The sequence below is a fragment of the Mycolicibacterium gilvum genome (assembly GCF_900454025.1).
Taxonomy (GTDB): domain Bacteria; phylum Actinomycetota; class Actinomycetes; order Mycobacteriales; family Mycobacteriaceae; genus Mycobacterium; species Mycobacterium gilvum.
This window is the reverse complement of the sequence record NZ_UGQM01000001.1, coordinates 3,456,677-3,482,727: the sequence shown is the minus strand read 5'-3', so window position 1 is coordinate 3,482,727 and position 26,051 is coordinate 3,456,677. Positions and strand designations below refer to the sequence as shown.

Genomic DNA, 26,051 nt, shown 5'->3' with positions numbered 1-26,051 from the left:
ACTGAGCAATGGCCCAGCACGACAAGACCTCCACGACCTCGCCGACTGATGCACCGGCGGCCGTGCAGTCCGTCGATCGTGCGCTGCAGGTGCTGGAGATCGTCGCGGCGCACGGGCAGGCCGGGGTCACCGAGATCGCGGCCGAGCTGGGCGTGCACAAGTCGACGGTGTCGCGTCTGGTCGCCGTTCTCGAGGCGCGCGGCTACGTCGAGCAGGTGTCCGAGAGGGGTAAGTACCGGCTGGGTTTCGCGATCCCGCGACTGGCCCACGTCGCGGGCGGGCAGAACGATCTGGTGAAACTCGGGCAGGCGGCCTGCGACATGCTCAGTGCCGGCGTGGGGGAGACGGCGAATCTGGCTGTGCTGGACGCCGACCGCATCGTCAACATCGTCGAGGCCATCGGGCCCTCGGAGATCACGTTGCGCACGTGGGTCGGTCAGAGCTGTCCGGCCTACGCCACCTCCAGCGGCAAGGTGCTGCTGGCCGGGCTCGATCCCGCCGAACTGCCGGCCCGTATCCGTCCGCCGCTGACCGAGTTCACCGACTCCACGCTGTGCGGACTGGCAGAGCTGCAGGACGAGCTTGCGGCGGTTCGTGAGCGCGGGTGGGCCTGCGTGCGTGAGGAACTCGAGGTCGGGCTGAACGCGGTCGCCGCACCGGTGTACGACGTTCATGCGCAAGTCATTGCCGCGCTGAGCGTTTCGGGTCCGTCGTACCGGCTGGCGGTGGACCGGTTCGACGAGGTCGCCAAGCAGACCGTCGCCGCCGCCGAGCAGATCAGCCGCCGGCTGGGATGGACGACGCGGAACTGAGCGTCCCCGGATCGCCGGTGAGGACGTCGAGGATCGTGCGCCACGCACCCGACGGGCGGTTCAGCATCCCGGAGTGCGCCTCCCAACCCGCCACCAGCCCGCCGTCGTCGTAGAACCCTGTGGGCAGGCCGATCACTCCGTCCATCTCGTCCGGATCGGCGCCGTGCGGACCACCGGGGATGCCCTGCACCAACTCGATGAAATCGCCCGGCGCCGTCATCGAGTACCTCTGCACGTGCGGGTTGCGGTTGTGCCAGTCGCCGGGGTCGTCCACGCCGACCCCGGCTCCCGCTGCGGCCAGGAACACCGTGCGGTCCGAGGTCAGGCCCAGAGTTTCGGCGGTCCCGACGATCGACCCGCCGTAGGAGTGGCCGACCACCGTGACCAGCACGCTGTCGGGTACGCGCCGGGCCACGTCCTCGCTGAACGCGACCAGGCGAGGCGCCATCTCGAGCGCGTAGCGCCGGTCGGCGGCGGCCACCGCGGTGACGGGGTCGTGCACCTGGGGGAAGGGGCCGCCCAGATAGGTGATCATCGCCAGGCGCCCGTCCGATCCGGACACGAACCTGCGCGCGGTCGCGGCGTTGGCCGCCGAACCCTCGACGGTCGTGTTCACCCCGGGGACGAGCACCGCGACACTGCGGGCGGTGCCGAGGTCGCCGTGCAGTTCCACCAGCGAGGCCCGGCCGGGATCGAAGGCCAGGATCTGCCGCGCGATCCTGGTGTCGCCGGACGGATCATCGACCTCACCGAGAAGGCTGCGGTAGAACGCGATCCGCCGCCGCGAGGGGGCGTCGGCGGCCGACTCGGCGAGGATCGCCGTGGCGATGTTGGTGCGGTTGGCGGCGACCCGCATGTCCCACGGAACCCCGTCGGTGTTGCCGACCTGGTGGGGGAACTCGGCGATCAACCGGGCGCGCTGATCGTCGGTCATCGCCGCGACCTGAGCGGCGATCCTGTCCTGGCTCATCGCCGGCCACCCGTCGACGACGTCACCGGACGGTACCGGCCAGGCGCCGGCGGGCACCGTCGGCGCAGGCGTGACCGGCCGGTCGGTGTCGGTCAGCGCGCGGACCAGATCGGCGGCGGCGTCGCTGTCGGCCGCACCGAGCCGGTCCAGCGCGGCCGGGATGCGCACGCTCAACTCGTCGGCGCGCAGTTGCAGCAGGTCGGCCGCGAGGGTGTCGCGGCCACCGGCGAGGGCGACCAGCAGAGGATCAGGATCTGCCCCGACGGTCACCGTCCCGTCGTCGGCGACGAGGAAGCCGTGCTCCATCGCGTCGTCGACCTGCCCGACGGCATCGTCGCGGGCCGCGCCGATCTGGGTGGCGCCGTCGCGGGCGGCCGCGGAGGCGTTGACCAGACGGTGTGCGGCCCTCGCGGCGTCGGCGGCGATGCCCCGTGCGGCGCCGCGGGCGGCGTCGGCGGCGGCGCCGGTCCAGTAGTCGCGGCTCGCGTCGGCGGCGGTGACGGAGTCGTCGATGTGGTCGCAGAGGCGACGGGCAGCATCGTCACACTGCTCGGCGAGCTCGAGCAGCGCGTCCGGCCGCCACCGCCGCGCCGCGGAGACCGTCGGGCTCACCGGGGGAGGAACCGTTCTCCGTGACCGGCGTCGGCGTCGCGGAACGACTCGGCGGCCGCGCAGGCGGCCGACGCCCACTCGGTCAGGCGCCGCACCACCGCGCTGACGGCCGGCGACACCAGCTCACCCACGGCGACCCGGCCCACCGCCGCGCCCGGCAGTTCCGCCGGGTCGAGCCCGGGCACGCGCAGGCCGTCGACGTCCGTCGCCACGTCGCGGAAGCGCTCGGCCAGGGCCTGCAACCGGTCCAGATCGACAGATGCGATTTCCCCCATGGCTCATGCTGGCAGACCGGAAGGGGCCCCCGACCGGGTTATCCACAGGCCTGCGCGGCCGATCCCGGGTGTCCGGCCGCCTTGTGAGCCGGACAACTTGTAGTCTCGATGAGGTGCAGCGACGAATCATGGGCATCGAGACCGAATTCGGTGTCACCTGCACGTTCCACGGCCACCGTCGCCTCAGTCCCGACGAGGTCGCCCGCTATCTCTTTCGGCGGGTCGTGTCGTGGGGGCGTAGCAGCAACGTGTTCCTCCGAAACGGTGCCCGGCTCTACCTCGACGTGGGCAGCCACCCCGAATACGCGACCGCGGAATGCGACAGCCTGATCCAGCTGGTCACCCACGACCGCGCCGGCGAGCGGGTGCTGGAGGACCTGCTCATCGACGCCGAGCAGCGCCTGGCCGATGAGGGCATCGGCGGCGACATCTACCTGTTCAAGAACAACACCGACTCGGCGGGCAATTCGTACGGCTGCCACGAGAACTACCTGATCGTGCGCGCCGGCGAGTTCTCCCGGATCTCGGACGTGCTGCTGCCGTTCCTGGTCACCCGCCAGCTCATCTGCGGTGCGGGCAAGGTCCTGCAGACACCGAAGGCGGCCACCTTCTGCCTGTCGCAGCGCGCCGAGCACATCTGGGAGGGCGTCTCCTCGGCGACGACCCGGTCCCGCCCCATCATCAACACCCGCGACGAACCGCACGCCGACGCCGAGAAGTACCGCCGTCTGCACGTCATCGTCGGCGACTCGAACATGAGCGAGTCCACCACGATGCTCAAGGTCGGTTCGGCCTCGCTGGTGCTGGAGATGATCGAGGCGGGTGTGGCGTTCCGCGATTTCTCGCTGGACAACCCGATCCGCGCGATCCGCGAGGTGAGCCACGACCTGACCGGCCGGCGGCCGGTGCGGCTGGCCGGAGGGCGGCAGGCCAGCGCGCTGGACATCCAGCGCGAGTACTACGCCCGCGCGGTGGAGTACCTGCAGTCGCGCGAACCCAACACCCAGATCGAGCAGGTGGTGGATCTGTGGGGCCGCCAACTCGACGCCGTCGAGAGTCAGGATTTCGCGAAGGTCGACACCGAGATCGACTGGGTGATCAAGCGCAAGCTGTTCCAGCGCTATCAGGACCGCTACAACATGGAGCTGTCCGACCCGAAGATCAGCCAGCTCGACCTCGCCTACCACGACATCAAGCGCGGTCGCGGCGTGTTCGACCTGCTGCAGCGCAAGGGCCTGGCGGCGCGGATCACCACCGACGAGGAGATCGAGGCGGCGGTCAACACCCCGCCGCAGACCACCCGGGCCAAGCTGCGCGGTGAGTTCATCAGCGCCGCCCAGGAAGCCGGACGGGATTTCACCGTCGACTGGGTGCACCTCAAGCTCAACGATCAGGCGCAGCGCACGGTGCTGTGCAAGGATCCGTTCCGCTCGGTCGACGAGAGGGTCAAGAGGCTCATCGCGAGCATGTGAGCCGGTGCAGGCTGACCGCATAGTCGCCGCCGTCGTAGGGCTGTCGGTCCCAGGTGGCCCAACGATCGACCAGTTCCAGGCCCGCCGTGGCCGTGATCTCGTCGTAGCGGTCCAGAGTCAGGCGTCCCGTGCCCAGCTGGAAACCGGCGACCAGCAGCCCGCCGGGCGCCAGCCGGCGCGCCAGCGCGGCGACGACGGCGGCTTCGGTGCCGCGGTCCAGGAAGATCATCACGTTGCCCGGCAGCGCGACCACGTCGAACGTCTCGTCCAGGTGGTCGTCGGTGTCGACGAGGTCGGCCTCGATCCACCGCAATCGCGGGGCCTTGGCGCGCGCCGTCTCCAGCATGGTCGGATCCGCGTCCAGCCCGACGACGTCGAATCCGCGGGCCGCGAGTTCGATTGCGACCCTGCCGGTTCCGCAGCCGGCGTCGAGTACGCGCGTCCCGCCGCCCTCGCGCAGCAGCGCCTCGATGAGGTCGGCTTCGCCGTGTACCGACGCGCCGGACGCCGCGAGGCGCTTCCACCGCGCGTCGTAGTCCTCGCCGCGGGGTCTGTCGGACTGCTGCCATCTGGTGCTCATCGCACCGATTGTGCCCGGACGCGCACATCGCCTGTCGAAAAGGATTCCTCGCGCGCCTTAAGCTCGTAGCCGTGGCGATCTCGAAAGTCGAACGGTTGATGAACCTTGTCATCGCGTTGCTCTCGACGCGGTCCTTCATCACCGCAGACCGGATCCGCGAGACCGTCTACGGCTACTCCGGTGCGGCCAGCGACGAGGCGTTCTCGCGGATGTTCGAACGCGACAAGAACGAACTGCGCGACCTCGGCATCCCGCTGGAGACCGGGCGGGCGTCCTCGTCGGATCCGGCGGAGGGCTACCGCATCAACCGAGAGGCCTACGCGCTTCCCGCGGTGGAACTCACCCCCGACGAGGCGGCCGCGGTCGCCGTCGCGACCCAGCTGTGGCAGTCCCCGGAGCTGATCACGGCCACCCAGGGCGCCCTGCTGAAACTGCGGGCGGCCGGCATCGAGGTCGAGGCCCCCGACGGCGATGTGGCGATCACCTCGACCGCTGCGCTGCCCGGCCTCCGGGGCTCCGAGGAGGTGCTCGGAATCCTGTTGAGCGCCATCGACTCCGGGCGGGCGGTGACGTTCAGTTACCGCCCCGCGCGCAGCGAGCCGTATGTCACCCGCACGCTGGAACCGTGGGGCGTGGTCACCGATCGTGGCCGCTGGTACGTCGTCGGACACGACCGCGACCGTGACGACGTGCGGACCTTCCGGTTGTCCCGCATCGGTGCGGACGTGATGCCGACCGGCCCCACCGGGGTGGTCCGTAAACCCGACGGGGTGGATCTGCGCGCCATCGTCGCGAGGGTGGTCGGTGAGTGGCCCGCCGCCGGCAAGGCGACCGTCTGGGTCGCCGACGGACGTGCCACGGCGTTGCGCCGCCAGGGCACGGTGCTCGGCCCGAGGACGGTCGGAGGGCGTTCCGGGGAGGAGATCAGCGTCGACATCGGCATGTTCGACAGGCTCGCCAGGGAGGTCGCCGGCTACGGAGCCGACGCGCTGGTGCTGGAACCGGAATCTCTGCGCGAGGACGTCATCGCCCGGCTGGAGGCCCACCTGGCGCCGGTCGAGGCCGGCAAGGGGGCCGATCGGCTGTGACCGCGATCAGTGCCCGCCTGGTACGCCTGCTGAACATGGTCCCGTACTTCCAGGCCAACCCGAGGATCACCTACACCGAAGCCGCCGAGGATCTCGGCGTCAGCGTCAAGCAGCTGCGGGAGGACCTCAACCAGCTGTGGATGTGCGGATTGCCCGGCTACGGGCCCGGCGACCTGATCGACTTCGAGTTCTCCGGCGACACCATCGAGGTCACGTTCTCCGCGGGCATCGACCACCCGTTGCGGCTGACCTCGCCGGAAGCCACCGGGGTACTGGTGGCGCTGCGGTCGTTGGTCGACGTGCCGGGAATGGTCGATCCCGAGGCCGCGCGCAGCGCGATCGCGAAGATCGAGTCTGCGGCCGGCACCGTCGGCCACGGAGTCGAGGGCGCGGCCGTCGAGGAGCCGGCACCGCTGGAGAGCGAGGCCGCGGCGGCCGTGCGGACCGCGGTGCGCGACGACAGGGCGCTGGCCATCGAGTACTACTCGGCGTCCCACGACATGCTGTCGAGCCGGGTGGTCGACCCGATCCGCGTGGTGCTCGTCGCCGACCACAGCTACCTGGAGGCGTGGTGCCGGACCGCAGAGGCGGTACGGCTGTTCAGGTTCGACCGGATCGTCGACGCGCGCGTGCTCGACGAGCCCGCGGTGCCGCCGCCGCCCGCCGTGCAGTCGGGACCCGACACGTCGCTGTTCGATCCGGACACCGCGGATCCGTCGCTGCCGACGGCGACGCTGCTGATCGACCGTTCCGCGGCGTGGATGTTCGACTACTACCCGCTGCGGGTGCGCACCGAGTTTCCCGACGGTTCCTGCGAGGCGACGATGACGTACGCGTCGGACCAGTGGATGACGCGGTTCGTGCTCGGCTTCGGGGCGGCGGTGCGCGTGCTCGAACCGCCTGATCTCGCCGACCGTGTCCGGCAGACGGCCGCCGCCGCGCTGCAGGCCTATCGGGTCGGCATCGACGCGCCCGGCGAGTAAGCTGACCGCAGACGTCTGGAGGTAACCAAATTGGGTGGTCTACAACCCTGGCACTGGCTGATCGTCATTGCCGTGTTCGTCCTGCTGTTCGGTGCCAAGAAGCTGCCGGACGCGGCGCGCTCGCTGGGCAAGTCGATGCGCATCTTCAAGTCCGAGATCAAGGAGATGCAGTCCGATTCGAACGCGGCCAAGTCGGATCAGCCCGAGCAGATCACGTCCGAGCGGGTCGTCGTCGATCCTTCGACGCAGTCGACGTCGTCCAACTCCGACAAACGCCCGGCCTGACCGGACGATCTCCCCAGGACGCGGCTACGGCCGCGTCCGTGATGTCGTGCCTGTGAGCAGCAACCCTGTGAGCAGCAACTAGGCCCCTGAGCAGATGCCCGGACTCTTCAAGAAGCTCGATCCCCGCCGGCGGCGGTCCCGGGTCAACCCCGACGGCACCATGTCGCTGGTCGACCACCTGACCGAGCTGCGCAGCCGACTGCTGATCGCCGTCCTCGCGGTGCTGGCCACCTCGGTCCTCGGCTTTCTCTGGTACAGCAACGGCTTCCTGGGGCTGCCCAGCCTCGGCGACTGGCTGCGCGGCCCGTACTGTGCGCTGCCCGACTCCGCGCGCGCCTCGATCACGCCCGACGGCGAATGCCGCCTGCTGGCGACCGCGCCGTTCGACCAGTTCATGCTGCGACTCAAGGTGGCCATGACCGCGGGCGTCGTGATGGCCTGTCCGGTGTGGCTCTACCAGGTGTGGGCGTTCATCACCCCTGGCCTGTACGCCAAGGAGCGCCGGTTCGCGGTCGCCTTCGTGATGGTGGGGGCGATCCTGTTCGTCGCGGGCGCGATCCTGGCCTACGTCGTGCTCTCCACCGCCCTGGGCTTCCTGCTGACGGTGGGCAGCGACGTCCAGGTGACGGCGCTCTCGGGCGATCAGTACTTCGGATTCCTGATCAATCTGCTGCTGGTGTTCGGGATCAGCTTCGAGTTCCCGCTGCTGATCATCATGCTCAACCTCGTCGGCATCCTGACCTACGAGAGGCTCAAGGCGTGGCGTCGCGGCCTGATCATGGGTCTGTTCGTGTTCTGCGCGTTCGTCACCCCCGGTTCGGATCCGTTCTCGATGCTGGCGCTCGCGCTGGCGATGACGGCGCTGATGGAGGTCGCGATCCAGGTCGCGCGGATCAGCGACAAGCGCAAGGCCCGCCGCGCCGCCCTCGACGACGTGCCCGACGACGAGGCCTCACCGATCGGTCCGGCCGAGTCCATCGACGCCCCGACGGCGGTTCCTGCTCCCTCGCGCGTTGTGGTCGATGACGAATCCACCTGATCCGGCACCGGAGAGCCTGACCGCCTTCACCGCGCTGCTGCCGTTCTCGCTGGACGGGTTCCAGCGTCGAGCGTGCGAGGCGCTCGCCCAGGGACACGGGGTGCTGGTCTGCGCGCCCACCGGCGCCGGTAAGACCGTCGTCGGCGAGTTCGCGGTGCATCTGGCGCTGGAGGCCGGGCGCAAGTGCTTCTACACCACCCCGATCAAGGCACTGAGCAATCAGAAGCACAACGACCTGGTGCGTCGCTACGGCCCGGAACGCATCGGTCTGCTGACCGGCGACCAGGCCATCAACGGTGACGCCGACATCGTCGTGATGACCACCGAGGTGCTCCGCAACATGCTCTATGCGGATTCCCCTGCGCTGCATGGGCTTTCCCATGTGGTGATGGACGAGGTGCACTTCCTGGCCGACCGCATGCGCGGTGCGGTGTGGGAGGAGGTGATCCTGCACCTGCCCGAAGAGGTCCGGCTGGTGAGCCTGTCGGCGACGGTGAGCAACGCCGAGGAGTTCGGCGGCTGGATCAAGACGGTGCGCGGGGACACCACCGTCGTCGTCGACGAGCATCGCCCGGTGCCGCTGTGGCAGCACGTGATGGTCGGCAGGCGACTGCTGGACCTGTTCGACTATCGCGGATCCGGGCCGTCCGGCCGCGATCTGCTCGTCGATCCGGAGTTGCTGCGCCACATCGCGCACCGCCGCGAGGCCGAACGCCTGGTCGACTGGCAACCGCGCGGTCGGGGGCGTGACCGGCAGGGGCGGCAGCCCAGCCTGTACCGCACACCCGGGCGGGCCGAGGTGATCGGGGTGCTGGAGCAGAGCCGGCTGCTGCCGGCGATCACGTTCATCTTCTCCCGGGCCGGGTGCGACGCCGCGGTCAAGCAGTGCCTGCGGTCGTCGTTGCGGCTGACGACGAACGAGGAACGGGCCCGCATCGCCGAGATCGTCGATCGCCGCACCGCCGACCTCAACGACACGGACCTGGTCGTGCTCGATTTCCACCAGTGGCGCGAGGGGCTGCTCAGAGGTATCGCGGCCCACCACGCCGGGATGCTGCCGACCTTCCGCCACACCGTCGAGGAGCTCTTCACCGCCGGACTGGTGAAGGCCGTGTTCGCCACGGAGACACTGGCTCTGGGCATCAACATGCCCGCCCGCACGGTCGTGCTGGAACGTCTGGTCAAGTACAACGGCGAGCAGCACATGCCGCTCACGCCGGGGGAGTACACCCAGCTCACCGGCCGAGCGGGCCGCCGCGGCATCGACGTGGAGGGCCACGCCGTCGTCCTGTGGAACCCTGATGTCGATCCCGCGGAGGTCGCCGGTCTGGCCTCGACGCGCACCTTCCCGCTGCGCAGCTCGTTCGCGCCGACTTACAACATGACCATCAACCTGGTCCACCAGATGGGTCCCGCACAGGCGCACCGACTGCTGGAACGGTCGTTCGCGCAGTATCAGGCCGACCGCTCGGTCGTCGGGCTGGTCCGAGGCGCCGAACGCGGGGAACGCATGCTCGCCGAACTCGCCGCCGAAATGGGCGGACCCGACGCGCCGATCCTCGACTACGTCCGGCTGCGCGCCCAGATCTCCGAACGCGAACGCGCGCAGTCGCGGGCGTCGCGGCTGCAGCGCAGACAGGCCATCAACGACGCGCTCGCGGCCCTGCGCCGCGGCGACATCGTCACGATCTCCCAGGGCAAACACGGTGGGCTCGCGGTGGTGTTGGAGCCGGCCCGCGACGCCGACGACCCGCGCCCGCTGGTGCTGTCCGAACACCGCTGGGCGGGCCGGATCTCCTCCGCTGACTACGGCGCGGCGGCAGGCCCGATCGGGAAGATGACGCTGCCCAAACACGTCGAGCACCGCAATCCGCGGGCCCGTCGCGACCTCGCCTCGGCGTTGCGGTCGGCGGCGGCCACGCTGGACGTCCCGTCGGCGCAGCGGCGCCGAGGCCGCGGCCCGGTCGACGGCGACGTCGATCCCGAGTTGATCTCCCTGCGCAACCGGCTGCGGGCGCATTCGGCGCACAGCCTCGACGACCGCGAGGAGCGTGCCCGCGTCGCGGAGCGCTACCTGCGCATCGAGCGGGACAACGAACAGCTGCGCAAGAAGATCGCCTCGGCGACGAACTCGCTCGCGGTCACCTTCGACCGGATCGTGGTCCTGCTGACCGAACGCGGTTTCATCGCCCCGGGCGACACGCCGACGGTCACCGAGGACGGGCGCCTGCTGTCGCGCATCTACAGCGAGAGCGACCTGCTGGTGGCCGAGTGTCTGCGCGCCGGTGTCTGGGAGGAACTCGACGCCGCCGAACTCGTCGCGGCGCTGTCGTCGGTGATCTACGAGTCGCGCCGCGACGGGCAGGGCCCGGGCGACGGGTCCGACATTCCGACCGGGCGCCTCCGTCGGGCGCTGAACCGGACCCGGGCGCTGTGGGCCGATCTGCGCACCGATGAACAGCGGCACCGCATCACGTACAGCCGGGAGCCCGACACCGGGTTCGTCGCGGTCATCCACCGCTGGGCGAGTACCGGGGATCTCGCCTCCGCGCTCGCCGCGGGCGCCGCGTCGGCCGCCGGCGGGACCGCCTCCTCGATGTCGGCGGGTGACTTCGTCCGCTGGTGCAGGCAGGTGCTCGATCTGGCCGATCAGGTGCGTAACGCCGCGCCGTCACCAGGCCTGCGGGCGACCGCGAAACGCGCCATCGCCGACGTTCGGCGCGGCGTCGTAGCTGTTGATGCCGGGTAGTGTGTTGTCGCAGCAGGCCCCCCGTCACACCCGACGCGGATGACCAAGGAGAGAAATGAGCGGACCGCAGGGATCTGACCCGACGCAGCCGTGGTCAGGTCAGCAGCCTGAGCAGGGCACGGACCAGCCGGCGGGCGATGCGGCGGCCAATCAGGGGTGGCAGCCGCCGAGCACCGAGCAGCCGGCGTGGCAGCCGCCCGCCTACCAGCCGCAGCAGTACCCGCAGTATCAGCAGCCGACCCAGCCGCCGACCTACTCGCCGCAGCAGTACCCGCCCGGCGACCAGTACGGCCAGCCGCAGACGGGCGAGTACAACCCGGCGGCCTATCCGCCGCCCGGTCAGTACGGTCAGCAACCCGGTTACGGCCAGTACGGCCAGCAGCCCCAGTACGGGCAGCCGGGGCAGTACGGCCAGCAGCCCGGGCAGTACGGCCAGTACCCGGGCGCGCCCGGCTACCCGGGACAGGGCGGCGACGAAGGCTCGAAGCGCTCGATGGCGGTGATCGGCGGTGTCATCGGTGCGCTGGTCGCGGTCATCCTCGCCGTCGTGCTGGTGACCGGCTTCTGGAAGCCGGGCTTCTTCGTGACGACCAAGCTCGACGTCGATGCCGCGCAGACCGGCGTCCGGCAGATCCTCACCGACGAGACCAACGGCTACGGCGCCACAAACGTCAACGACGTGACGTGCAACGGCGGCGTCAGCCCGACGGTGAAGAAGGGTGACACCTTCACCTGCGAGGTCAGCATCGACGGCACCAAGCGTCAGGTCACCGTCACCTTCCAGGACGACGACGGCACCTACGAGGTCGGCCGCCCGCGGTAGGGCGCCCGGCGTTCAGCCAGGCGGCGTCAGAGTTTGTCCAGCGCTGCCTGCAGGCGTCCGATAGAGGACGACACGCCGTAGCGTTCGGCCAATTCGACCACTTTGCGGGGGTCGCGCGCGGACAGCGGGAGGGCGTCGCCGTCGGTGGACCAGTCCAGTTCGGCGTCGGTGGCCACCCGCACCACGGGCTCGGCCTTTTCGATGTAGTCGCTCGCGGCGAGCAGCTTCTTGCGGTGCGCCTTGGACAGTTTCGACGCCGGGTCGTGGGCGGCGGAGACGATGTTCTCCAGCGAGTTGTGCTGTGCCAGAAGCGTGGCCGCGGTCTTCTCGCCGATGCCGGGCACACCGGGTAGGCCGTCGGACGGGTCGCCGCGCAGCAGCGCCAGTTCCACGTAGGCGGACCCGGCGCGCTCCAGCGGAACACCGTAGGTGTCGGCGACCTCGGCCGGTCCCCACTTGACGGCCTTGGCCAGGCCCTTGCCCAGGTAGAGCACCCGCACCGGCACCGGCTCGTCGCGGACGAGTTGCAGCAGGTCGCGGTCGCCGCTGACCACGACCACCGGGTCGCGCTCCTCGGCGGCGGCCAGCGTGCCCAGGACGTCGTCGGCCTCGTAGTGGGCCGCGCCCGCGGTCGCGATGCCGAACGCGTCGAGGATCTCCATGATCATGTCGACCTGCGGGGTCAACTCGTCGGGCACCTCCTCGACATCCGGTCCGTCTGCGGGGTTCTCCTCCACCACCCGGTGCGCCTTGTACGACGGGATCAGGTCGACCCGCCACTGTGGCCGCCAGTCGTCGTCGCGGCACACCACCAGCCGGTGCGGACGCTCCCGGGCGATCACCGTCGACACGGCGTCGAGGAATCCGCGCAGCGCGTTGACGGGGCGACCGTCGGGCGCGGTGATCGACGACGGAACACCGAAGTACGAGCGGAACCACATGCTGGCGCCGTCGAGAAGCACGAGCGGGGAGTTCGGGGGCGTGCTGACCATGCGCGCCATCTTTCCAGGTCACCTTTCCCCGGCGAGCAGACGCATTCTCGGGCGTTTCGACAGCGTGTCGTGCGAGTTTGTGCCTGCTCGCGGCGGGATTCGATTCGGCACTAACCTGAAACGCATGACTGACGCCCGCTTCGGCACCGACGTGTACGCGCATCGACTCCGGGCAGCCGCCGAGGCCGCCGCGACGGCGGGGCTGTCCGGGCTGGTCATCACCCCCGGCTACGACCTGCGTTACCTGACGGGCTCACGGGCCCAGACCTTCGAGAGGCTCACCGCGCTGGTGCTCCCGGCCGCAGGCGAGCCCACCATCGTCGTGCCCCGCCTGGAACTCGCCGCGCTGAAGGAGTCGGCGATCCCCGAACTCGGTGTCGCCGTGCGTGATTGGGTCGACGGCGAGAATCCCTACCAACTGGTCGCGGACGCGCTGCCGGGCGACGGGCCGCAGTCGGTCGCGGTCACCGATTCCATGACGGCGCTGCATCTGCTGCCGCTGGCCGACGTGCTGGGCACCGTGCCGGTGCTGGCCACCGAGGTGCTGCGCACCCTGCGGATGATCAAGGATCCGGCGGAGATCGACGCCCTGCGCAAGGCCGGGGCGGCGATCGACCGGGTGCACGCCCGGGTCCCGGAGTTCCTGGTGCCGGGCCGCACCGAGGCCGACGTCGCCGCCGATATCGCTCAAGCCATTGTGGCAGAGGGCCATTCGGAGGTCGCGTTCATCATCGTCGGGTCGGGCCCGCACGGCGCCGACCCTCACCACGAGTGCTCGGACCGCGAACTGCAGGCCGGTGACATCGTCGTCGTCGACATCGGGGGGCCCTATGACCCCGGCTACAACTCCGATTCCACGCGCACCTACAGCATCGGTGAGCCCGACCCGGAGGTCGCGCGCCGGTACGCCGTGCTGCAGCGGGCCCAGCGCGCCGCGGTCGACGCCGTGCGGCCCGGAGTGACCGCGGAGCAGGTCGACGCCGCCGCGCGCGACGTGCTGGCCGACGAGGGGTTGGCAGACGCGTTCGTGCACCGCACCGGCCACGGCATCGGGCTCTCGGTCCACGAGGAGCCCTACATCGTCGCGGGTAACGCGTTGCCGCTGCAGGAGGGGATGGCGTTCTCGGTCGAGCCGGGCATCTACTTCCCCGGGCAGTGGGGCGCGCGCATCGAGGACATCGTGGTGGTCACCGCCGACGGCGCGCTGGCGGTCAACAACCGCCCGCACGATCTCGTCGTGGTGCCGGTGCCCTAGCGGCGGTCAGTCCTCGCCGCGGTCCAGCAGTCTCGACGAGCCGAGCACCCGCTGGATACGCACCTCGATCACGACGCGCTTCGGGTTCGGACGCGGTGTCCGATAGCGCTGTGCGTAGCGGCGTTCGGCGTCGCGCACGTCCTCGATGTCGGTGAGGACGGCCGACTTGCCCTCCAGTGACAGCCATCTCGCGCCGTCGACCTGGCTGAGCACCGCGACACCGCGATGTTCGGCGTTCACCGCCTTCTGCGAGCCGCCGCTGGTGATGACGCGGGCGATGTGGGTGGTGGGGTCGAAGGTGAACCCGACCGCGACGACGTGGGGGGATCCGTCGGAACGCAGTGTGGTCAGCATCGCCAGATGCCGTTCGGTGAGGAACGCCAGCGCATCCTCGGTCATTCGTGCTGTTGCCTTGGCCATCGGGGTCCACGCTAGCGCAGGACATACTAGGCACCGTGAGGGACACGAACGTCGTCGTCATCTTCGGCGGCCGCAGCGAGATCGGGTCGGAACTGGCGCAGCGGCTGGCCCGCGGCGCCACAGTGGTGTTGGCCGCGCGCCGGCCGGACGATCTGGCGCCCCAGATCGAGGAGCTGCGGCGGGCGGGTGCGGCCGCGGTGCACCCGGTCGGCTTCGACGCCGACGACCTGGCCTCCCACCAGCCCGTGGTCGACGCGATCATCGCCGAGCACGGCCCGATCGGCACCGCGGTGCTGGCGTTCGGGATCCTGGGCGATCAGGCCCGCGCCGAGACCGACGCGGCACACGCGGCCGCGATCGCGCACACCGACTACGTGGCACAGGTAAGCCTGTTGACGGTGCTCGCCGTCCGCATGCGCGAAGCCGGTTCCGGGAGGCTGGTCGTGTTCTCGTCCATCGCGGGGTACCGCGTCCGCCGCGCCAACTACGTGTACGGGTCGGCCAAGGCGGGTCTGGACGGCTTCTGCAGCGGCCTGGCCGACGCACTGCACGGTTCGGGGGTGCACCTGCTGCTGGTGCGGCCCGGGTTCGTGATCGGTCGGATGACCGAGGGCATGTCGCCGGCGCCGCTGTCGAGCACACCGGCGCAGGTCGCCGACGCGACGGTCACCGCGTTGAACCGCGGTCGCGAGACGGTGTGGATCCCGGGGTCGCTGGCGTTGCTGGCGACGGCCTTCAGGCTGATGCCGCGGTGGGCGTGGCGCAGGGTGAAGCGGTGATCGTCGTCGTGGGGATCGGCGCCGACGGCATGAGCGGGCTGGCCGAGGTGTCGAGATCCGAATTGTCGCGGGCCACAGTGATTTACGGATCGCGACGGCAGCTGGATCTGCTCGATGGCACCGTGACGGCCGCCCGGCGGACCTGGCCCAGCCCGCTGCTGCCGGCGCTTCCGTCGCTGATGGACGACAGCGGTGGCGACATCCATGTGATCGCCAGCGGTGATCCGCTGCTGCACGGCATCGGCGGCACGCTGATCACGTTGCTCGGCGCGCAGCGGGTCGCGGTGCTGCCGCACGTGTCGTCGGTGACGCTGGCGTGCGCACGGGTCGGCTGGCCGGTGCAGGACACCGAGATCATCAGCCTGGTCAACGCCGACCCGCACACCGCGGTGCGCCGCGGCGGGCAGGCGGTGGTGCTGTCCCGGGACGGTTCGACCCCGGCGGCGCTCGCGCGTCTGCTCACCGACACCGGGCGCGGTGACTCCGAGCTCACGATCCTCGAACAATTGGGTGGCCCAGGGGAGCTGCGGCGCTCGGCGACCGCGCGGGAATGGGCGGCCCGCCCGCCTGGCGACGTGGACGCCCTCAACGTGATCGCGGTGCGGTATCTGCCCGACGCTCGTCGCCACGGTGCGCTGCCCGACGATGCGTTCGCCCACGACGGGCAGATCACCAAGCAGGCGATCCGTGCCGCGACGCTGGCTGCGCTGGCGCCCCGTCCGGGTCAGCTGCTGTGGGACGTGGGGGCGGGGTCGGGCAGTGTGTCCGTCGAGTGGTGTCTGGCCGGTACCGGCTGCCGTGCCGTCGCCTTCGAGCGCGACGAGGTCCGGCGCGCCCGAATCACGATGAATGCGAACATATTCGGTGTGCGCATCGAGGTCGGTTCCGATGCCCCCGACTCGTTCGGGATGGCTCCGCCACCGGATGCGGTCTTCGTCGGCGGCGGGGTGAGCCGGCCGGGGTTGCTGCAGGCCTGCTGGGACGCGCTGCGCGACGGTGGCCGCATGGTGGTCAACGCCGTCACCGTCGAGTCCGAAGCCGTGCTCGCACAATGGTATTCACAGCACGGAGGCGAACTCCGCAGATTCCAGCACTACCGCGGCGAAGCGGTCGGCACGTTCACCGGTTGGCGCCCGGCGATGCCGGTCACGCAGTGGTCGGTGACGAAGCCTGATACGACCTGACGAGATCGATCGCGCCGAGTTCGCGGATGGCCCGGCATCCTCGGTGCAGCATCGTCAGGATCATCTCGTCGCCGCGTTCGGTCGACGCCGCGAACGCGAAGCCCAGCGCGGTGATCAGCGGGGCCTGGAAGACGCCGAGTCGGTAGTCCTGCCAACAGGTCTCGACGTCGTAGCCGCTGACCCCGTGTGCCAGCAGTGCGGCGTGGTAGCGCTGCACGAGGTCACGCTCGACGGCGGCCCGGTCGTCGGGCAGCAGGCTGGTCGCGGTGAAGTAGGCGAGATCGCGCGTCGGCAGACCGATGCCGACGGTCTGCCAGTCGACGACGGTGACGCGGGTGCGCTCGGGGTCGTACAGAAGGTTGTCGAGCCGGTAGTCACCGTGCATCAGCGAGAAGCGGTCCGGGACGGCCATCAGCCACGGCGTCACCAGGCTCATCGACGTCAGAAGCGTGTCGCGGTCCTCGTCGTCGACCGATCCGCCGAGCTTCTCCAGCGTCATGTTCGCCGCCATCACGGCGACCTCGCCCATGCCTGACGCGGCCGCCTCGTCGCCGGGCTTGGGCATCACGATCGACGGCAGGTCGAAGTAGCGGCGATCGCCCCAGCTCGGCCCGTGCAGCCCCGCGATCGCCTCCACGGCCAGCGCAGCCTCGGCCGCGGTGCAGCCGGCGATCTGGTCGCCCTGCTCGGCGGGGGCCATGTCGGCCAACACCAGAACGAAATCTGTTCCGTCGGACGAGATCTCGCTGTGGTAGCACCCGGGCACCGGCACGGCCACGTCCGCGGTGATCGTGGAGTAGAAATCGACCTCGGACAGGTAGCCCAGTGCGACGCGTTCCCGTACCGCGTCGTCCTGGGCGGGCAGCTTCACGGCGAACGTGGCGGGGAGATCGGCTGCGGTCGGGTTGTCGTAGGTCGCCGACACCCGGTAGGTGGCGCCCGTCTGTCCGGTGCCGATGGCGGTGACCGTGACGTCGTCGACCCCGGCGTCGAGCACCGACTCCAGCCAGGTGGGGGTGAGGTCTGCCGGGGTGCGGGGGATCGTCACGAGTCGCCTTTCATTGCAGTTCGTCGCCGTCGTTGGCGTAGATGGTGCGAAGCCACACCGACTGGGCCGCGGTCAGCAGCTCGTCCCGGCTCAGCCTGCCGCCGAGCGTGTGGCGTTCCATGAGGCGGTCGTTGAACTCCAGCAGGATGCCGGCGATCATCTCGGGCCCCGGCCCGTCGGGGGCGCGCCCCGCGGCACGTTCGGAGGCGATCATCTGCGCGACCGTCGGGACGAAGGTCTCCCGGGCCTCATCCCACACGTGCCGGATCGCCGCGCTGGTGGCCCGCGCTTCGAGCATCGCCTGCAGCAGGTAGCGGTGCTCGTCGACGGTGTCGAGCAGGGCTTCGAGCATCGCGCGGACGCGCCGGGCCGGGGGTTGGGTCGTATCGGTGAGGATGTCACCGGCGAGGAAGCCGTCGTCGTACATCGGTTCGAGCAGGGCGGCGACGGCGGCGGCCTTGTTCTCGAAGTAGAAGTAGAACGCCGAACGGGTCACCCCGGCACGCTTGGCCACGGCCGCGATGTTGAGCGCATCGAAGCCCGATTCCCGCAGATGGTGGTTCAGGGATTCGAGGATCGCGACGCGACGCAGGTCGCTCTTCTGCGGTTGGCGCCGGTCGGTCGGGGACCGCACCGGAAGCCCTCGCTGCACGCGCGGAGACTAGCCTGCGCTTCTGACAACTGTCAACGATGCGCGACGCGTGTCAGGTCGGGTATCGCCGCAGTGTGAACACCCGGTCGGCGCCGTCGGTGGTGCGCTGCCACCGGGTCTGGGTCGACCCGATGATCAGCAGGCAGCGCATGTCGACCGTCGCCGGGTCCAGGTCGCCGAGGGCGACCACCGTGACGGACTCGCGCGGGCCCGCGACGTCGCGCCCGATCACCACCGGGGTGGCCGGATCGCGGTGTTCGAGCAGCAGGTCGCGCATCGCGCCGACCTGCCACGTCCGGGTCTTGGACGCGGGGTTGTAGATGGCGAGCACCATGTCGGCCTCGGCGGCCGCCGCCAGCCGCCGGGCGATGACGTCCCACGGCTTGAGCCGGTCCGACAGCGAGATGACCGCGTAGTCGTGGCCGAGCGGCGCGCCGACGCGACTGGCGACGGCCTGCGCGGCCGTCATCGCCGGGATCACCCGGACGTCCACCCCGGGCCACTGCTCGGCCTCTTCGAGCACCGCGGTCGCCATCGCGAAGACGCCCGGGTCTCCGGAGGAGACGACGGCGACGGCGCGGCCCTGCTCGGCCAGCTCGCACGCGAGTCGTGCCCGCGCCGGCTCGTCGGTGTTGTCGCTGGGATGGCGGCGCTGGCCCTCCCGGACGCCCACTCGGTTCAGGTACGGGCCGTATCCGATCAGATCGGTGGCCGCGGCGAGCTCGGAACGGCTCTGCGGGGTCATCCACGCCGTGTCGCCGGGTCCGAGCCCGACGACGGCGACCGAGCCGGTGCCCACCCGGCGTCGTCCGTCACCGGTCAGCATGGCCAGCGCGAAGTACGGCACCGAGTCGGCATCGACGTCGGCGGCGGGCAGTACCCGCTGCCGCTCGGTGCTCGCCCGCTCGACGTAGAACGCGTCGTCGAGCCGGCCGGCCTCTGAAAGGGCCTGTCGCACAGCGGGGTAGGAGCGGCCCAGTTTGAGGATGACCGCGGCGTCGGTGTCGGCGAGGCGACGCCGCAACTCCGCCTGGGGCAGCGTTCCGGGCAGGATGGTCAGCACCTGATCGCCCTGGACCAGCGGGGTCGACACCGCCGCCGACGCCGCGCTGACCGACGTCACCCCGGGCACGATGATCGCGTCGAAGCGTTCCGTCAGGCGCGTGTGCATGTGCATGTAGGAGCTGTAGAACAGCGGATCACCCTCGGCGAGCAGCGCGACGTCGCGTCCCGCGTCGAGGTGTGCGGCGATGCGGTCGGCGGATTCACGGTAGAAGTCCTCCATGGCCCCGGCGTATCCGCCGGGATGCTCGGAGGTTTCGGTGGTGACCGGGTAGACCAGGTGCTCCTCGATCTGGCCGTCGCGCAGATACTGCTCGGCGATGCTGCGGGCGATGCTGCGACCGTGGCGTGCGCTGTGGTAGGCGATCACGTCGGCGGCGCCGATCACCCGGGCGGCCTTGACCGTCACCAGTTCCGGGTCTCCGGGTCCCAGCCCGACACCCCAGAGCGTTCCCTGCCGTGCGCTCATTCTTGTTCTGCCGCAATCGAATTGACGGCGGCGGCGGCCATCGCGCTGCCGCCACGCCTGCCGGTGACCAGCAGATACGGGATGCCGCGCGGATTGTCGATCAGCTCCTGCTTGGACTGGGCGGAGCCGACGAAGCCGACCGGGCCGCCGAGGACCGCCGCGGGCGGGGCGACACCGTCGTCGACGAGCTCGAGCAGCCGGAACAGCGCGGTGGGCGCATTCCCGATCGCGAACACCGCACCGGGGATCCGGTCGGCCCACAGGTCGACCGCCGCCGCCGAGCGGGTGCTGCCCAGCTTCGCGGCCATCTCGGGTGCGCGCGGGTCGGCGACCAGGGACACCACCTCGTTGTCGGCGGGCAGCCTGGACCTGGTGATTCCCGCGGCCACCATCGACGAATCGCACAGGATCGGGGCGCCGGCGGCCAGCGCGGCGTGGGCGCGCGCGGTGACGTCGGAGGTGAACGCGACGTGGTCGGCGACGTCGACCTGACCGCAGGTGTGGATCAGGCGCACCACCACGCGGGCCACATCCTCGGGGAAGCGGGCGAGGTTCGCCTCGGCGCGAATGGTCGCGAACGACTGGCGATAGATCTCGGCGGCGTCGCGGATGTAGTCGAGCACCCGATCACCCTACGGGTGGGCTTCTCGGCTCCGGTAGCCGTCTCCGGTGGCCACCAGGACCTGCGCGTCAGCAGGGCTTCCGCAGGCCCGGTCGCATCCGACGAAGTGCCGGTGCACCGCGATCGAGGGGTCGACCGCGGCTCCGGCGTCGGCCCGCACATCGGCGGCCGAGTGCGCACAGCCCGGGCTTCCGGTGCAGGCCGAGACCGACAGCCAGGCGGAATCCTCGTCGAAGATCAGCCCGAGCGGCGCGAGCACCCGCAGCGCGACGTCGGCGACACCCTCGTCGAGGTCGAACATCAGCACCGAGCGCCACGGGGTGACGGCCAGCGGCGCCTCGACGGCGGCGAGGTAGCGCGCCACCTGGGCGTCGAGCACCCCCAGGGGGACCGCGGCGCCGAGGGCGATGCGGCCGTCGGTCTGCTCGATCCAGCCGACGGGCGGACGGGTCCGGGCCTGCCATGTCTCGCCCGGGCGCTCCGTCGGCGCCCTGTCGTCCAGCAGGATGGCCGGGTCGTCGAGTTCGCCGACGCGCCAGTGCTTTCCGCGGACGTCGACGAATCGGCGTGCGACGGCCAGCAGTTTATCGACGGCCGAGGACAGGGCGACGCGCACACCGGTGTCACGCCCCGCGAGCAGCAGCGCCGCGGTGGAATCGTCGAGTGCGTGCACACCCGCGTCGGCACCCAGCCCCGAGATGTCTCCGCGGCCGTCGTCGAACCCGAACAGGAACCGTCCCGGCAGTTCCGCCAGCACCGGATCGCGCTGCACGGCGGCGTCGAGGTCGGCGACGAGGGCGCGGACGTCACACAGCCCGCCGTGGCGTCCCGACAGCGGCGACGCGACGATGTTGCGCACCCGCTCGTGCGTGGCCGAGGGCAACAGACCCGCGCCGGCCAGCAGGTCTGCTACGGCGGCGGTGTCGCGGACGCCACGGATCTGCAGGTTCCCCCGCGAGGTCAGCTCCAGCGTCGATGCGGCCAGATCGATCGCCGCCTGCGCGACGACCTCCAGTTGCGGGGGCGTGATCGCACCGCCGGGAAGGCGGATCCTGGAAAGATCGCCGTCGGCCGCGCGGTGGGTCTGCAGCGCGCCGGGACAGGCGTCCTTCTCCCGTGCTCTGACCACCCGACCACGGTACTCGCCGCCCGCGAAGGGCGTCAGCTCGCGAGGCCGGCCAGCTTGAGGGGCACGACCACCTGGGAGTAGGTCGAGGCGTCCCCGGCGATGACCCGGCTGCGCCGGCCGTACACGTCGACGGGGATGTCGCCGGCCAGGGTCACCCGGCTCAGGCGCCGGAACTGGTCGTCGTAGTCGGACACGGCGTAGTGCTGGGTGGCGCGGTTGTCCCACACGGCGATGTCACCCAGTTCCCAGCTCCACCGGATCGTGTTCTCCAGCTTGGTGACCCGGTTCTGCAGCAGCTGCAGCAACGCGGTCGACTCCGCCTGACCCAGGCCGACGAAGTGCTTCACGAAATGCCCGAGCAGCAGGACCTTGCGTCCGGTCTCGGGATGCACGCGCACCACCGGGTGTTCGGTCTCGTAGTAGTCGGAGACGAATTCCTCGCGGTACTGACGCTCGGTATCGGCGAGCGGCACAAGCCGGGCGTCGGCGTCCGCGGCGTAGTCGTAGGTGTTGGTGTGCACCGCCCACAGGTTCTCGGTCAGGGCGCGCAGCGGGGCGGGGAGCCGGTCATAGGCCGCCTCGGTGGACGCCCACGCCGTGGTGCCCCCGTAGGCAGGCAGCGTGACCGCCCGCAGCAGCGAGGCCTTCGGGATGCGGTCGGCGAACGTGACGTCGGTGTGCCAGCTGTCGGCCTTGTCGTAGCGCGAATCGATGGGCAGCACCTTGGCGCCCCGCGACGTGACGGTGGGGTGCGCGGTGGTCGGGGTGCCCAGGGCGCGGGCGAACTCCAGCTGGCCGTCGTCGTCGAGATCGTGCTGACCGCGGAAGAAGATCACCTTGTGCTCGAGGAGTGCGGCGTTGATCTGCGCGGCGGTGCCGGCGTCGATACCGCGCGCCAGGTCGACGCCGTCGATGCGGGCCCCGATGGCGGCGCCGAGTTTGACCACATCCGGTGATGACATCTGTCCTCCTTGACGAACTTCAGCGCGCCCAGCGTGCCGCTCACCGGGCCCGGGGCACACCCTTTGACTCAGCGGGAATGGAAGGGGTGCCGTTTCGGCGAGTTCACGATCGGGTACCACCAGCCGTCAACGCGGCGTTGCCTGCCAATCTGCGCTGACGACTGAGGGGAAGCCAAGCCGTGAACTCGTTGTGGGATTACGTCTCCACCCACTATCAGCAACTGGCTTTCGACTCCTATCAGCACGTCAGCGCGGTGGTTCAGAGCGTGCTCCTCGCGACCGTCATCGGTGTGGCCATCGGGGTGCTGACCTACCGCAACTCCCTGGCGGCCAATCTGGCGACCGCGACGTCGAGCGTGATCCTGACGGTGCCGTCCTTCGCGCTGCTCGGTCTGCTGATCCCGCTGTTAGGTCTCGGGGTGATCCCCAGCGTGGCCGCGCTGGTGCTCTATTCGCTGCTCCCGATCATCCGCAACACGATCGTGGGCCTCAACGCCGTCGACCCGGCGCTGACCGACGCGGCGCGGGGCATCGGGCTGAGCCGGTTGCAGACGCTGGGCCGGGTCGAACTGCGGCTCGTGTGGCCGGCCATCCTGTCGGCGATGCGGCTGTCGACGCAGATGTCGATGGGCGTGCTGGCGATCGCGGCCTACGTCAAGGGCCCCGGCCTGGGCAACCTGATCTTCGCCGGTCTGGCTCGGGTCGGCAGCCCGACCGCGCTTCCGATGGCGCTGAGCGGCACGTTGCTCATCGTGATCCTGGCACTCCTCCTCGATGCCGCCCTGGTGCTCCTCGGGCGGCTCACGACGTCGAAAGGCATTCGGTGACAGAGCAAGCCGCACCTACCGGAGTGCGCATCGAACTCGACCACGTGTCGAAGGTCTATCCCGGCGCGAAACAACCCGCGGTCGACGACGTCTCGCTGGAGATCCCGGCCGGTGAGATCGTGATCTTCGTCGGCCCGTCCGGGTGCGGCAAGACCACCACGATGCGGATGATCAACCGACTCAGCGAGCCGACCTCGGGCCGGATCCTGATCGGCGACAAGGACGCGTTGTCGATCAAGCCCACCGAGCTGCGCCGCTCCATCGGGTATGCGATCCAGCAGGCCGGCCTCTTTCCACACATGACGATCCGGCAGAACGTCGGCCTGGTCCCGGGTCTGCTGGGCTGGGACCGCAAGCGGATCGGCGACCGGGTCGACGAGCTGCTCGATCTCGTCGGTCTGGAACCCGCCCAGTACGCCGAGCGCTATCCGCGGCAGCTCTCCGGCGGCCAGCAGCAGCGCGTCGGGGTGGCGCGGGCGCTGGCCGCCGATCCACCGGTGCTGCTGATGGACGAGCCGTTCGGCGCCGTGGACCCGATCACCCGCAGCACACTGCAGGATGAGTTGCTCCGGCTGCAGAACGAACTGCGCAAGACCATCGTGTTCGTCACCCACGACTTCGGGGAGGCCGTGAAGCTGGGGGACCGCATCGCCGTCCTCGGCCAGCAGTCCAAGGTGCTGCAGTACGACACCCCGCAGAACATCCTCGCCAGCCCGGCCGACGACACCGTGGCCGGCTTCGTCGGTTCCGGAGCCTCACTGCAGCAGCTCGGTCTGCTGCGCGTGAAGGACGTCGCCCTCGAACCCCGGCCCTCGGTGCACCGCGGCGACAGCGTCGAGCAGGCGCGCGCGGTGATCGGCGCCAGCGACCACGACTGGGCCGTGGTGCTCGACGACCGCGACCGGCCCGTCAACTGGGTCCGCGAGAGTCGCCTGCGGCACGCCGGCGCGCTGGCCGACGCGGTGGAGAAACTCGACGTCGTAAGCACGTACTCGACGTTGGAAGACGCGCTGGAGGCGATCCTGGCCGAGCAGCACGCATCGGCGGTCGTCGCGGGGCCGAACAACCGCTACGAAGGTGTGGTCACCCTCGACACCCTCATCGACACCATCACCAGGCTTCGCGCCGAAGCCGAGGCGTCCACCGGTGCGGGAGACCCGAGTTGACCGCCACCGCAGAGGTTTCCGCCGAGCCGTCCACCGACCGCGAGTCTCCCGGGACGGGTGACCCGTCCGGTACGACGACCGCAGAACGGCTCAGGCTGCTCATCCAGCCCGTGCTGGTGCTGGTCGTCGCCGGCGCGGTCATTTTCTGGGCGTTCAACCGGCAGTTGACCGCGACCCAGCTGGAGAACATCAACCCGGGCGACGTCGCGACGCTGATCTGGCAGCACCTGCTCATCACCGCCGCCGTCACCGCGATCGTGCTGGCAATCGGCATTCCCCTCGGCGTGCTCGTGACCCGGCCCGGCGCGAAGGTGTTGCGGCCCCTGTTCGTCGGGATCGCCAACGTCGGGCAGGCCGCACCCGCCATCGGCCTGCTCGTGCTGCTGTTCCTGCTGACCGCCCAGACCGGGTTCTGGATCGGGGTGCTGCCGATCGCGCTGTACTCACTGCTGCCGGTGCTGTCGAGCACCATCCTCGGTATCGACCAGGTCGACCGGTCGCTGCTCGACGCCGGTCTCGGGCAGGGGATGTCCCGCCGGTCTCTGCTGCTGCGCGTCGAGTTGCCACTGGCGGTGCCGTACATCCTGGCGGGACTTCGCACGTCGCTGGTGCTGGCGGTCGGCACCGCGACGCTGTCGTTCCTCGTCAACGCCGGTGGGCTCGGGATCCTCATCGACACCGGCTACAAGCTCCAGGACAACGTCACCCTGATCCTGGGCAGCGTGCTCGCGGTGTGCCTGGCGCTGCTGGTCGACTGGCTCGGCGGGCTGGCCGAGTTCTTCCTCAGCCCGAAGGGGTTGCGCTGATGACGCGGCGCGCGGTGCTCGCCCTGCTGGCGGTGGTGACGCTGACGTTGTCGGCGTGCGGGCTCGGTTCGGGCAGTGCGGTTCCGCTGCGGGTGGGCCCGGGCACGATCCAGCCGACACCGGGGCTGGAGGGGCTGAAGATCACCGTCGGCTCCAAGGAGTACACCGAGCAGGTCATCATGGGCTACATCCTGCAGTTCACCCTGGCTGCCGCCGGTGCCGACGTCCGTGACCTCACCGGCATCGTCGGCTCCCGAAGCACAAGGGAGGCACAGCTTTCCGGGCAGGTCGACATCGCCTACGAGTTCACCGGCAACGCGTGGATCAACTACCTCGGCCACGAGAAGCCGATCCCGGACACGCGGGAGCAGTACGAGGCCGTCCGCGACGAGGACCTTGAGCGCAACGACATGGTGTGGCTGGAACCGGGCCCGATGGACGACACCTATGCGTTGGCCGCCAGCGCGCAGACCATCGAACGCACGGGGGTGCGGACGCTGTCCGACTACGCCGCACTGGTGATGCGGGATCCCGCGGCCGCGCGCACCTGCGTCGACACCGAGTTCCGCGCCCGGCAGGACGGCTTCCCCGGCATGGCGGCCGCGTACGGCTTCGACCCGGCGCGCGCGCAGACCCCGATCCTGCAGGTGGGGATCATCTACCAGGCCACGGCCGACGGCACCGAATGCGATTTCGGCGAGGTCTTCACCACCGACGGCCGGATCTCGGCGCTGGACCTGACCGTGCTGACCGACGACAAGCAGTTCTTCGCCCACTACAACCCGTCGGTGACTATGAAGCGGGAGTTCTTCGAGGCCCATCCCGAGGTCGCCGAGGTGACCGCACCCGTGACCGCCGCGCTGACCAATGAGGCAATCACCGAGATGAACAAGCAGGTCGACGTCGACGGCCGCGACCCGAGTGTCGTCGCGCGCGACTGGATGGTGTCGCAGGGCTTCGTCACCGCCGAGTGAGCGCCGCTGTGACGGT

26 protein-coding genes are annotated in these 26,051 nt (G+C 70.2%); 15 read left to right on the top strand and 11 right to left on the bottom strand.

The window, feature by feature from the left end; translation table 11 throughout:
• The first annotated feature begins 8 nt into the window (after positions 1–8).
• Positions 9–812 carry an IclR family transcriptional regulator gene (locus DYE23_RS16310; protein WP_011893964.1) on the top strand — a complete coding sequence of 268 codons (804 nt, stop codon included), beginning with the start codon at positions 9–11 and terminating at the stop codon, positions 810–812.
• Here the strand turns inward: DYE23_RS16310 and DYE23_RS16305 are convergent.
• Both DYE23_RS16305 and DYE23_RS16300 read right to left on the bottom strand, forming a co-directional pair.
• Positions 778–2,394 carry an alpha/beta hydrolase gene (locus DYE23_RS16305; RefSeq protein ID WP_115327643.1) on the bottom strand — a complete coding sequence of 539 codons (1,617 nt, stop codon included), beginning with the start codon at positions 2,392–2,394 and terminating at the stop codon, positions 778–780. The genes DYE23_RS16310 and DYE23_RS16305 overlap by 35 nt on opposite strands.
• Positions 2,391–2,669: a DUF7162 family protein gene (locus DYE23_RS16300; RefSeq protein WP_115327642.1), complete on the bottom strand. Its 279-nt coding sequence runs from the start codon at positions 2,667–2,669 to the stop codon at positions 2,391–2,393. Before DYE23_RS16300 ends, DYE23_RS16305 begins: the two co-directional genes overlap by 4 nt.
• Before the next feature lie 113 nt (positions 2,670–2,782).
• On the opposite strand from DYE23_RS16300, the gene pafA reads away from it, so the two are divergent.
• Positions 2,783–4,141, top strand: coding sequence for a Pup--protein ligase (gene pafA / locus DYE23_RS16295; RefSeq protein ID WP_011893966.1), 1,359 nt, complete (start codon positions 2,783–2,785; stop codon positions 4,139–4,141).
• On the opposite strand, the gene DYE23_RS16290 is transcribed toward pafA, so the two are convergent.
• Complete coding sequence (locus DYE23_RS16290) at positions 4,125–4,721, bottom strand: class I SAM-dependent methyltransferase (RefSeq protein WP_115327641.1); 597 nt, start codon at positions 4,719–4,721, stop codon at positions 4,125–4,127. The two genes, pafA and DYE23_RS16290, sit on opposite strands and share 17 nt — an antisense overlap.
• 71 nt (positions 4,722–4,792) lie before the next feature.
• Between DYE23_RS16290 and DYE23_RS16285 the strand changes: the two genes are divergently transcribed.
• The 6 genes from DYE23_RS16285 to DYE23_RS16260 all read left to right on the top strand — a co-directional run bounded on the left by DYE23_RS16285 (position 4,793) and on the right by DYE23_RS16260 (position 11,688).
• Positions 4,793–5,809, top strand: a complete 1,017-nt coding sequence (locus tag DYE23_RS16285) for a helix-turn-helix transcriptional regulator (RefSeq protein ID WP_081437665.1) — start codon at positions 4,793–4,795, stop codon at positions 5,807–5,809.
• Entirely contained in the window at positions 5,806–6,792 is a 987-nt protein-coding gene (locus DYE23_RS16280; protein WP_011893969.1) for a helix-turn-helix transcriptional regulator, read from the top strand. Before DYE23_RS16285 ends, DYE23_RS16280 begins: the two co-directional genes overlap by 4 nt.
• Positions 6,793–6,822: 30 nt before the next feature.
• Entirely contained in the window at positions 6,823–7,077 is a 255-nt protein-coding gene (gene tatA, locus DYE23_RS16275) for a Sec-independent protein translocase subunit TatA (protein ID WP_011893970.1), read from the top strand.
• A gap of 94 nt (positions 7,078–7,171) precedes the next feature.
• Entirely contained in the window at positions 7,172–8,116 is a 945-nt protein-coding gene (tatC, locus tag DYE23_RS16270) for a twin-arginine translocase subunit TatC (protein WP_011893971.1), read from the top strand.
• A complete protein-coding gene (locus DYE23_RS16265; RefSeq protein ID WP_115327640.1) occupies positions 8,100–10,865 on the top strand; it encodes a DEAD/DEAH box helicase in 2,766 nt (921 codons plus the stop codon). Before tatC ends, DYE23_RS16265 begins: the two co-directional genes overlap by 17 nt.
• Positions 10,866–10,920: 55 nt before the next feature.
• Positions 10,921–11,688 carry a DUF4333 domain-containing protein gene (locus tag DYE23_RS16260; protein ID WP_115327639.1) on the top strand — a complete coding sequence of 256 codons (768 nt, stop codon included), beginning with the start codon at positions 10,921–10,923 and terminating at the stop codon, positions 11,686–11,688.
• Between the two features lie 26 nt (positions 11,689–11,714).
• On the opposite strand, the gene DYE23_RS16255 is transcribed toward DYE23_RS16260, so the two are convergent.
• Positions 11,715–12,689 (bottom strand): 5'-3' exonuclease, encoded by a 975-nt coding sequence (locus tag DYE23_RS16255; RefSeq protein ID WP_115327638.1) that lies wholly within the window; start codon positions 12,687–12,689, stop codon positions 11,715–11,717.
• Between the two features lie 115 nt (positions 12,690–12,804).
• Here DYE23_RS16255 and DYE23_RS16250 point away from each other — a divergent pair, with 115 nt between their 5' ends.
• Entirely contained in the window at positions 12,805–13,935 is a 1,131-nt protein-coding gene (locus DYE23_RS16250) for a M24 family metallopeptidase (protein ID WP_115327637.1), read from the top strand.
• A gap of 6 nt (positions 13,936–13,941) precedes the next feature.
• On the opposite strand, the gene DYE23_RS16245 is transcribed toward DYE23_RS16250, so the two are convergent.
• Complete coding sequence (locus DYE23_RS16245; RefSeq protein WP_013471511.1) at positions 13,942–14,355, bottom strand: PPOX class F420-dependent oxidoreductase; 414 nt, start codon at positions 14,353–14,355, stop codon at positions 13,942–13,944.
• 35 nt (positions 14,356–14,390) lie between these two features.
• Between DYE23_RS16245 and dprE2 the strand changes: the two genes are divergently transcribed.
• Positions 14,391–15,134, top strand: coding sequence for a decaprenylphospho-beta-D-erythro-pentofuranosid-2-ulose 2-reductase (gene dprE2, locus DYE23_RS16240; protein ID WP_115327636.1), 744 nt, complete (start codon positions 14,391–14,393; stop codon positions 15,132–15,134).
• Positions 15,131–16,318 carry a precorrin-6y C5,15-methyltransferase (decarboxylating) subunit CbiE gene (cbiE, locus tag DYE23_RS16235; RefSeq protein ID WP_115329001.1) on the top strand — a complete coding sequence of 396 codons (1,188 nt, stop codon included), beginning with the start codon at positions 15,131–15,133 and terminating at the stop codon, positions 16,316–16,318. Before dprE2 ends, cbiE begins: the two co-directional genes overlap by 4 nt.
• On the opposite strand, the gene DYE23_RS16230 is transcribed toward cbiE, so the two are convergent.
• The 6 genes from DYE23_RS16230 to DYE23_RS16205 all read right to left on the bottom strand — a co-directional run bounded on the left by DYE23_RS16230 (position 16,281) and on the right by DYE23_RS16205 (position 22,262).
• The gene (locus DYE23_RS16230; RefSeq protein ID WP_115327635.1) at positions 16,281–17,366 is read right to left on the bottom strand and encodes a phosphotransferase family protein; all 1,086 of its coding nucleotides are present in this window, start codon (positions 17,364–17,366) and stop codon (positions 16,281–16,283) included. The two genes, cbiE and DYE23_RS16230, sit on opposite strands and share 38 nt — an antisense overlap.
• A gap of 10 nt (positions 17,367–17,376) precedes the next feature.
• Entirely contained in the window at positions 17,377–18,000 is a 624-nt protein-coding gene (locus DYE23_RS16225) for a TetR/AcrR family transcriptional regulator (protein WP_115329000.1), read from the bottom strand.
• A 70-nt stretch (positions 18,001–18,070) separates the two neighbouring features.
• Positions 18,071–19,549 (bottom strand): precorrin-2 C(20)-methyltransferase, encoded by a 1,479-nt coding sequence (locus DYE23_RS16220; RefSeq protein WP_011893981.1) that lies wholly within the window; start codon positions 19,547–19,549, stop codon positions 18,071–18,073.
• Complete coding sequence (locus tag DYE23_RS16215; protein WP_011893982.1) at positions 19,546–20,172, bottom strand: precorrin-8X methylmutase; 627 nt, start codon at positions 20,170–20,172, stop codon at positions 19,546–19,548. The genes DYE23_RS16220 and DYE23_RS16215 overlap by 4 nt, the downstream gene beginning before the upstream one ends.
• 9 nt (positions 20,173–20,181) lie before the next feature.
• Positions 20,182–21,300 (bottom strand): precorrin-3B synthase, encoded by a 1,119-nt coding sequence (cobG, locus tag DYE23_RS16210; protein WP_115327634.1) that lies wholly within the window; start codon positions 21,298–21,300, stop codon positions 20,182–20,184.
• Positions 21,301–21,332: 32 nt separating this feature from the next.
• Positions 21,333–22,262: a TauD/TfdA dioxygenase family protein gene (locus tag DYE23_RS16205; protein WP_115327633.1), complete on the bottom strand. Its 930-nt coding sequence runs from the start codon at positions 22,260–22,262 to the stop codon at positions 21,333–21,335.
• A gap of 179 nt (positions 22,263–22,441) precedes the next feature.
• Here DYE23_RS16205 and DYE23_RS16200 point away from each other — a divergent pair, with 179 nt between their 5' ends.
• The 4 genes from DYE23_RS16200 to DYE23_RS16185 all read left to right on the top strand — a co-directional run bounded on the left by DYE23_RS16200 (position 22,442) and on the right by DYE23_RS16185 (position 26,035).
• On the top strand, positions 22,442–23,089 hold the full coding sequence (locus DYE23_RS16200) for an ABC transporter permease (RefSeq protein ID WP_115327632.1): 648 nt from the start codon (positions 22,442–22,444) through the stop codon (positions 23,087–23,089).
• The gene (locus DYE23_RS16195; RefSeq protein WP_013471516.1) at positions 23,086–24,255 is read left to right on the top strand and encodes an ABC transporter ATP-binding protein; all 1,170 of its coding nucleotides are present in this window, start codon (positions 23,086–23,088) and stop codon (positions 24,253–24,255) included. The genes DYE23_RS16200 and DYE23_RS16195 overlap by 4 nt, the downstream gene beginning before the upstream one ends.
• Positions 24,256–24,350: 95 nt before the next feature.
• The gene (locus DYE23_RS16190; protein WP_172527926.1) at positions 24,351–25,061 is read left to right on the top strand and encodes an ABC transporter permease; all 711 of its coding nucleotides are present in this window, start codon (positions 24,351–24,353) and stop codon (positions 25,059–25,061) included.
• Entirely contained in the window at positions 25,061–26,035 is a 975-nt protein-coding gene (locus DYE23_RS16185) for a glycine betaine ABC transporter substrate-binding protein (protein WP_013471517.1), read from the top strand. Before DYE23_RS16190 ends, DYE23_RS16185 begins: the two co-directional genes overlap by 1 nt.
• Positions 26,036–26,051: the final 16 nt, after the last annotated feature.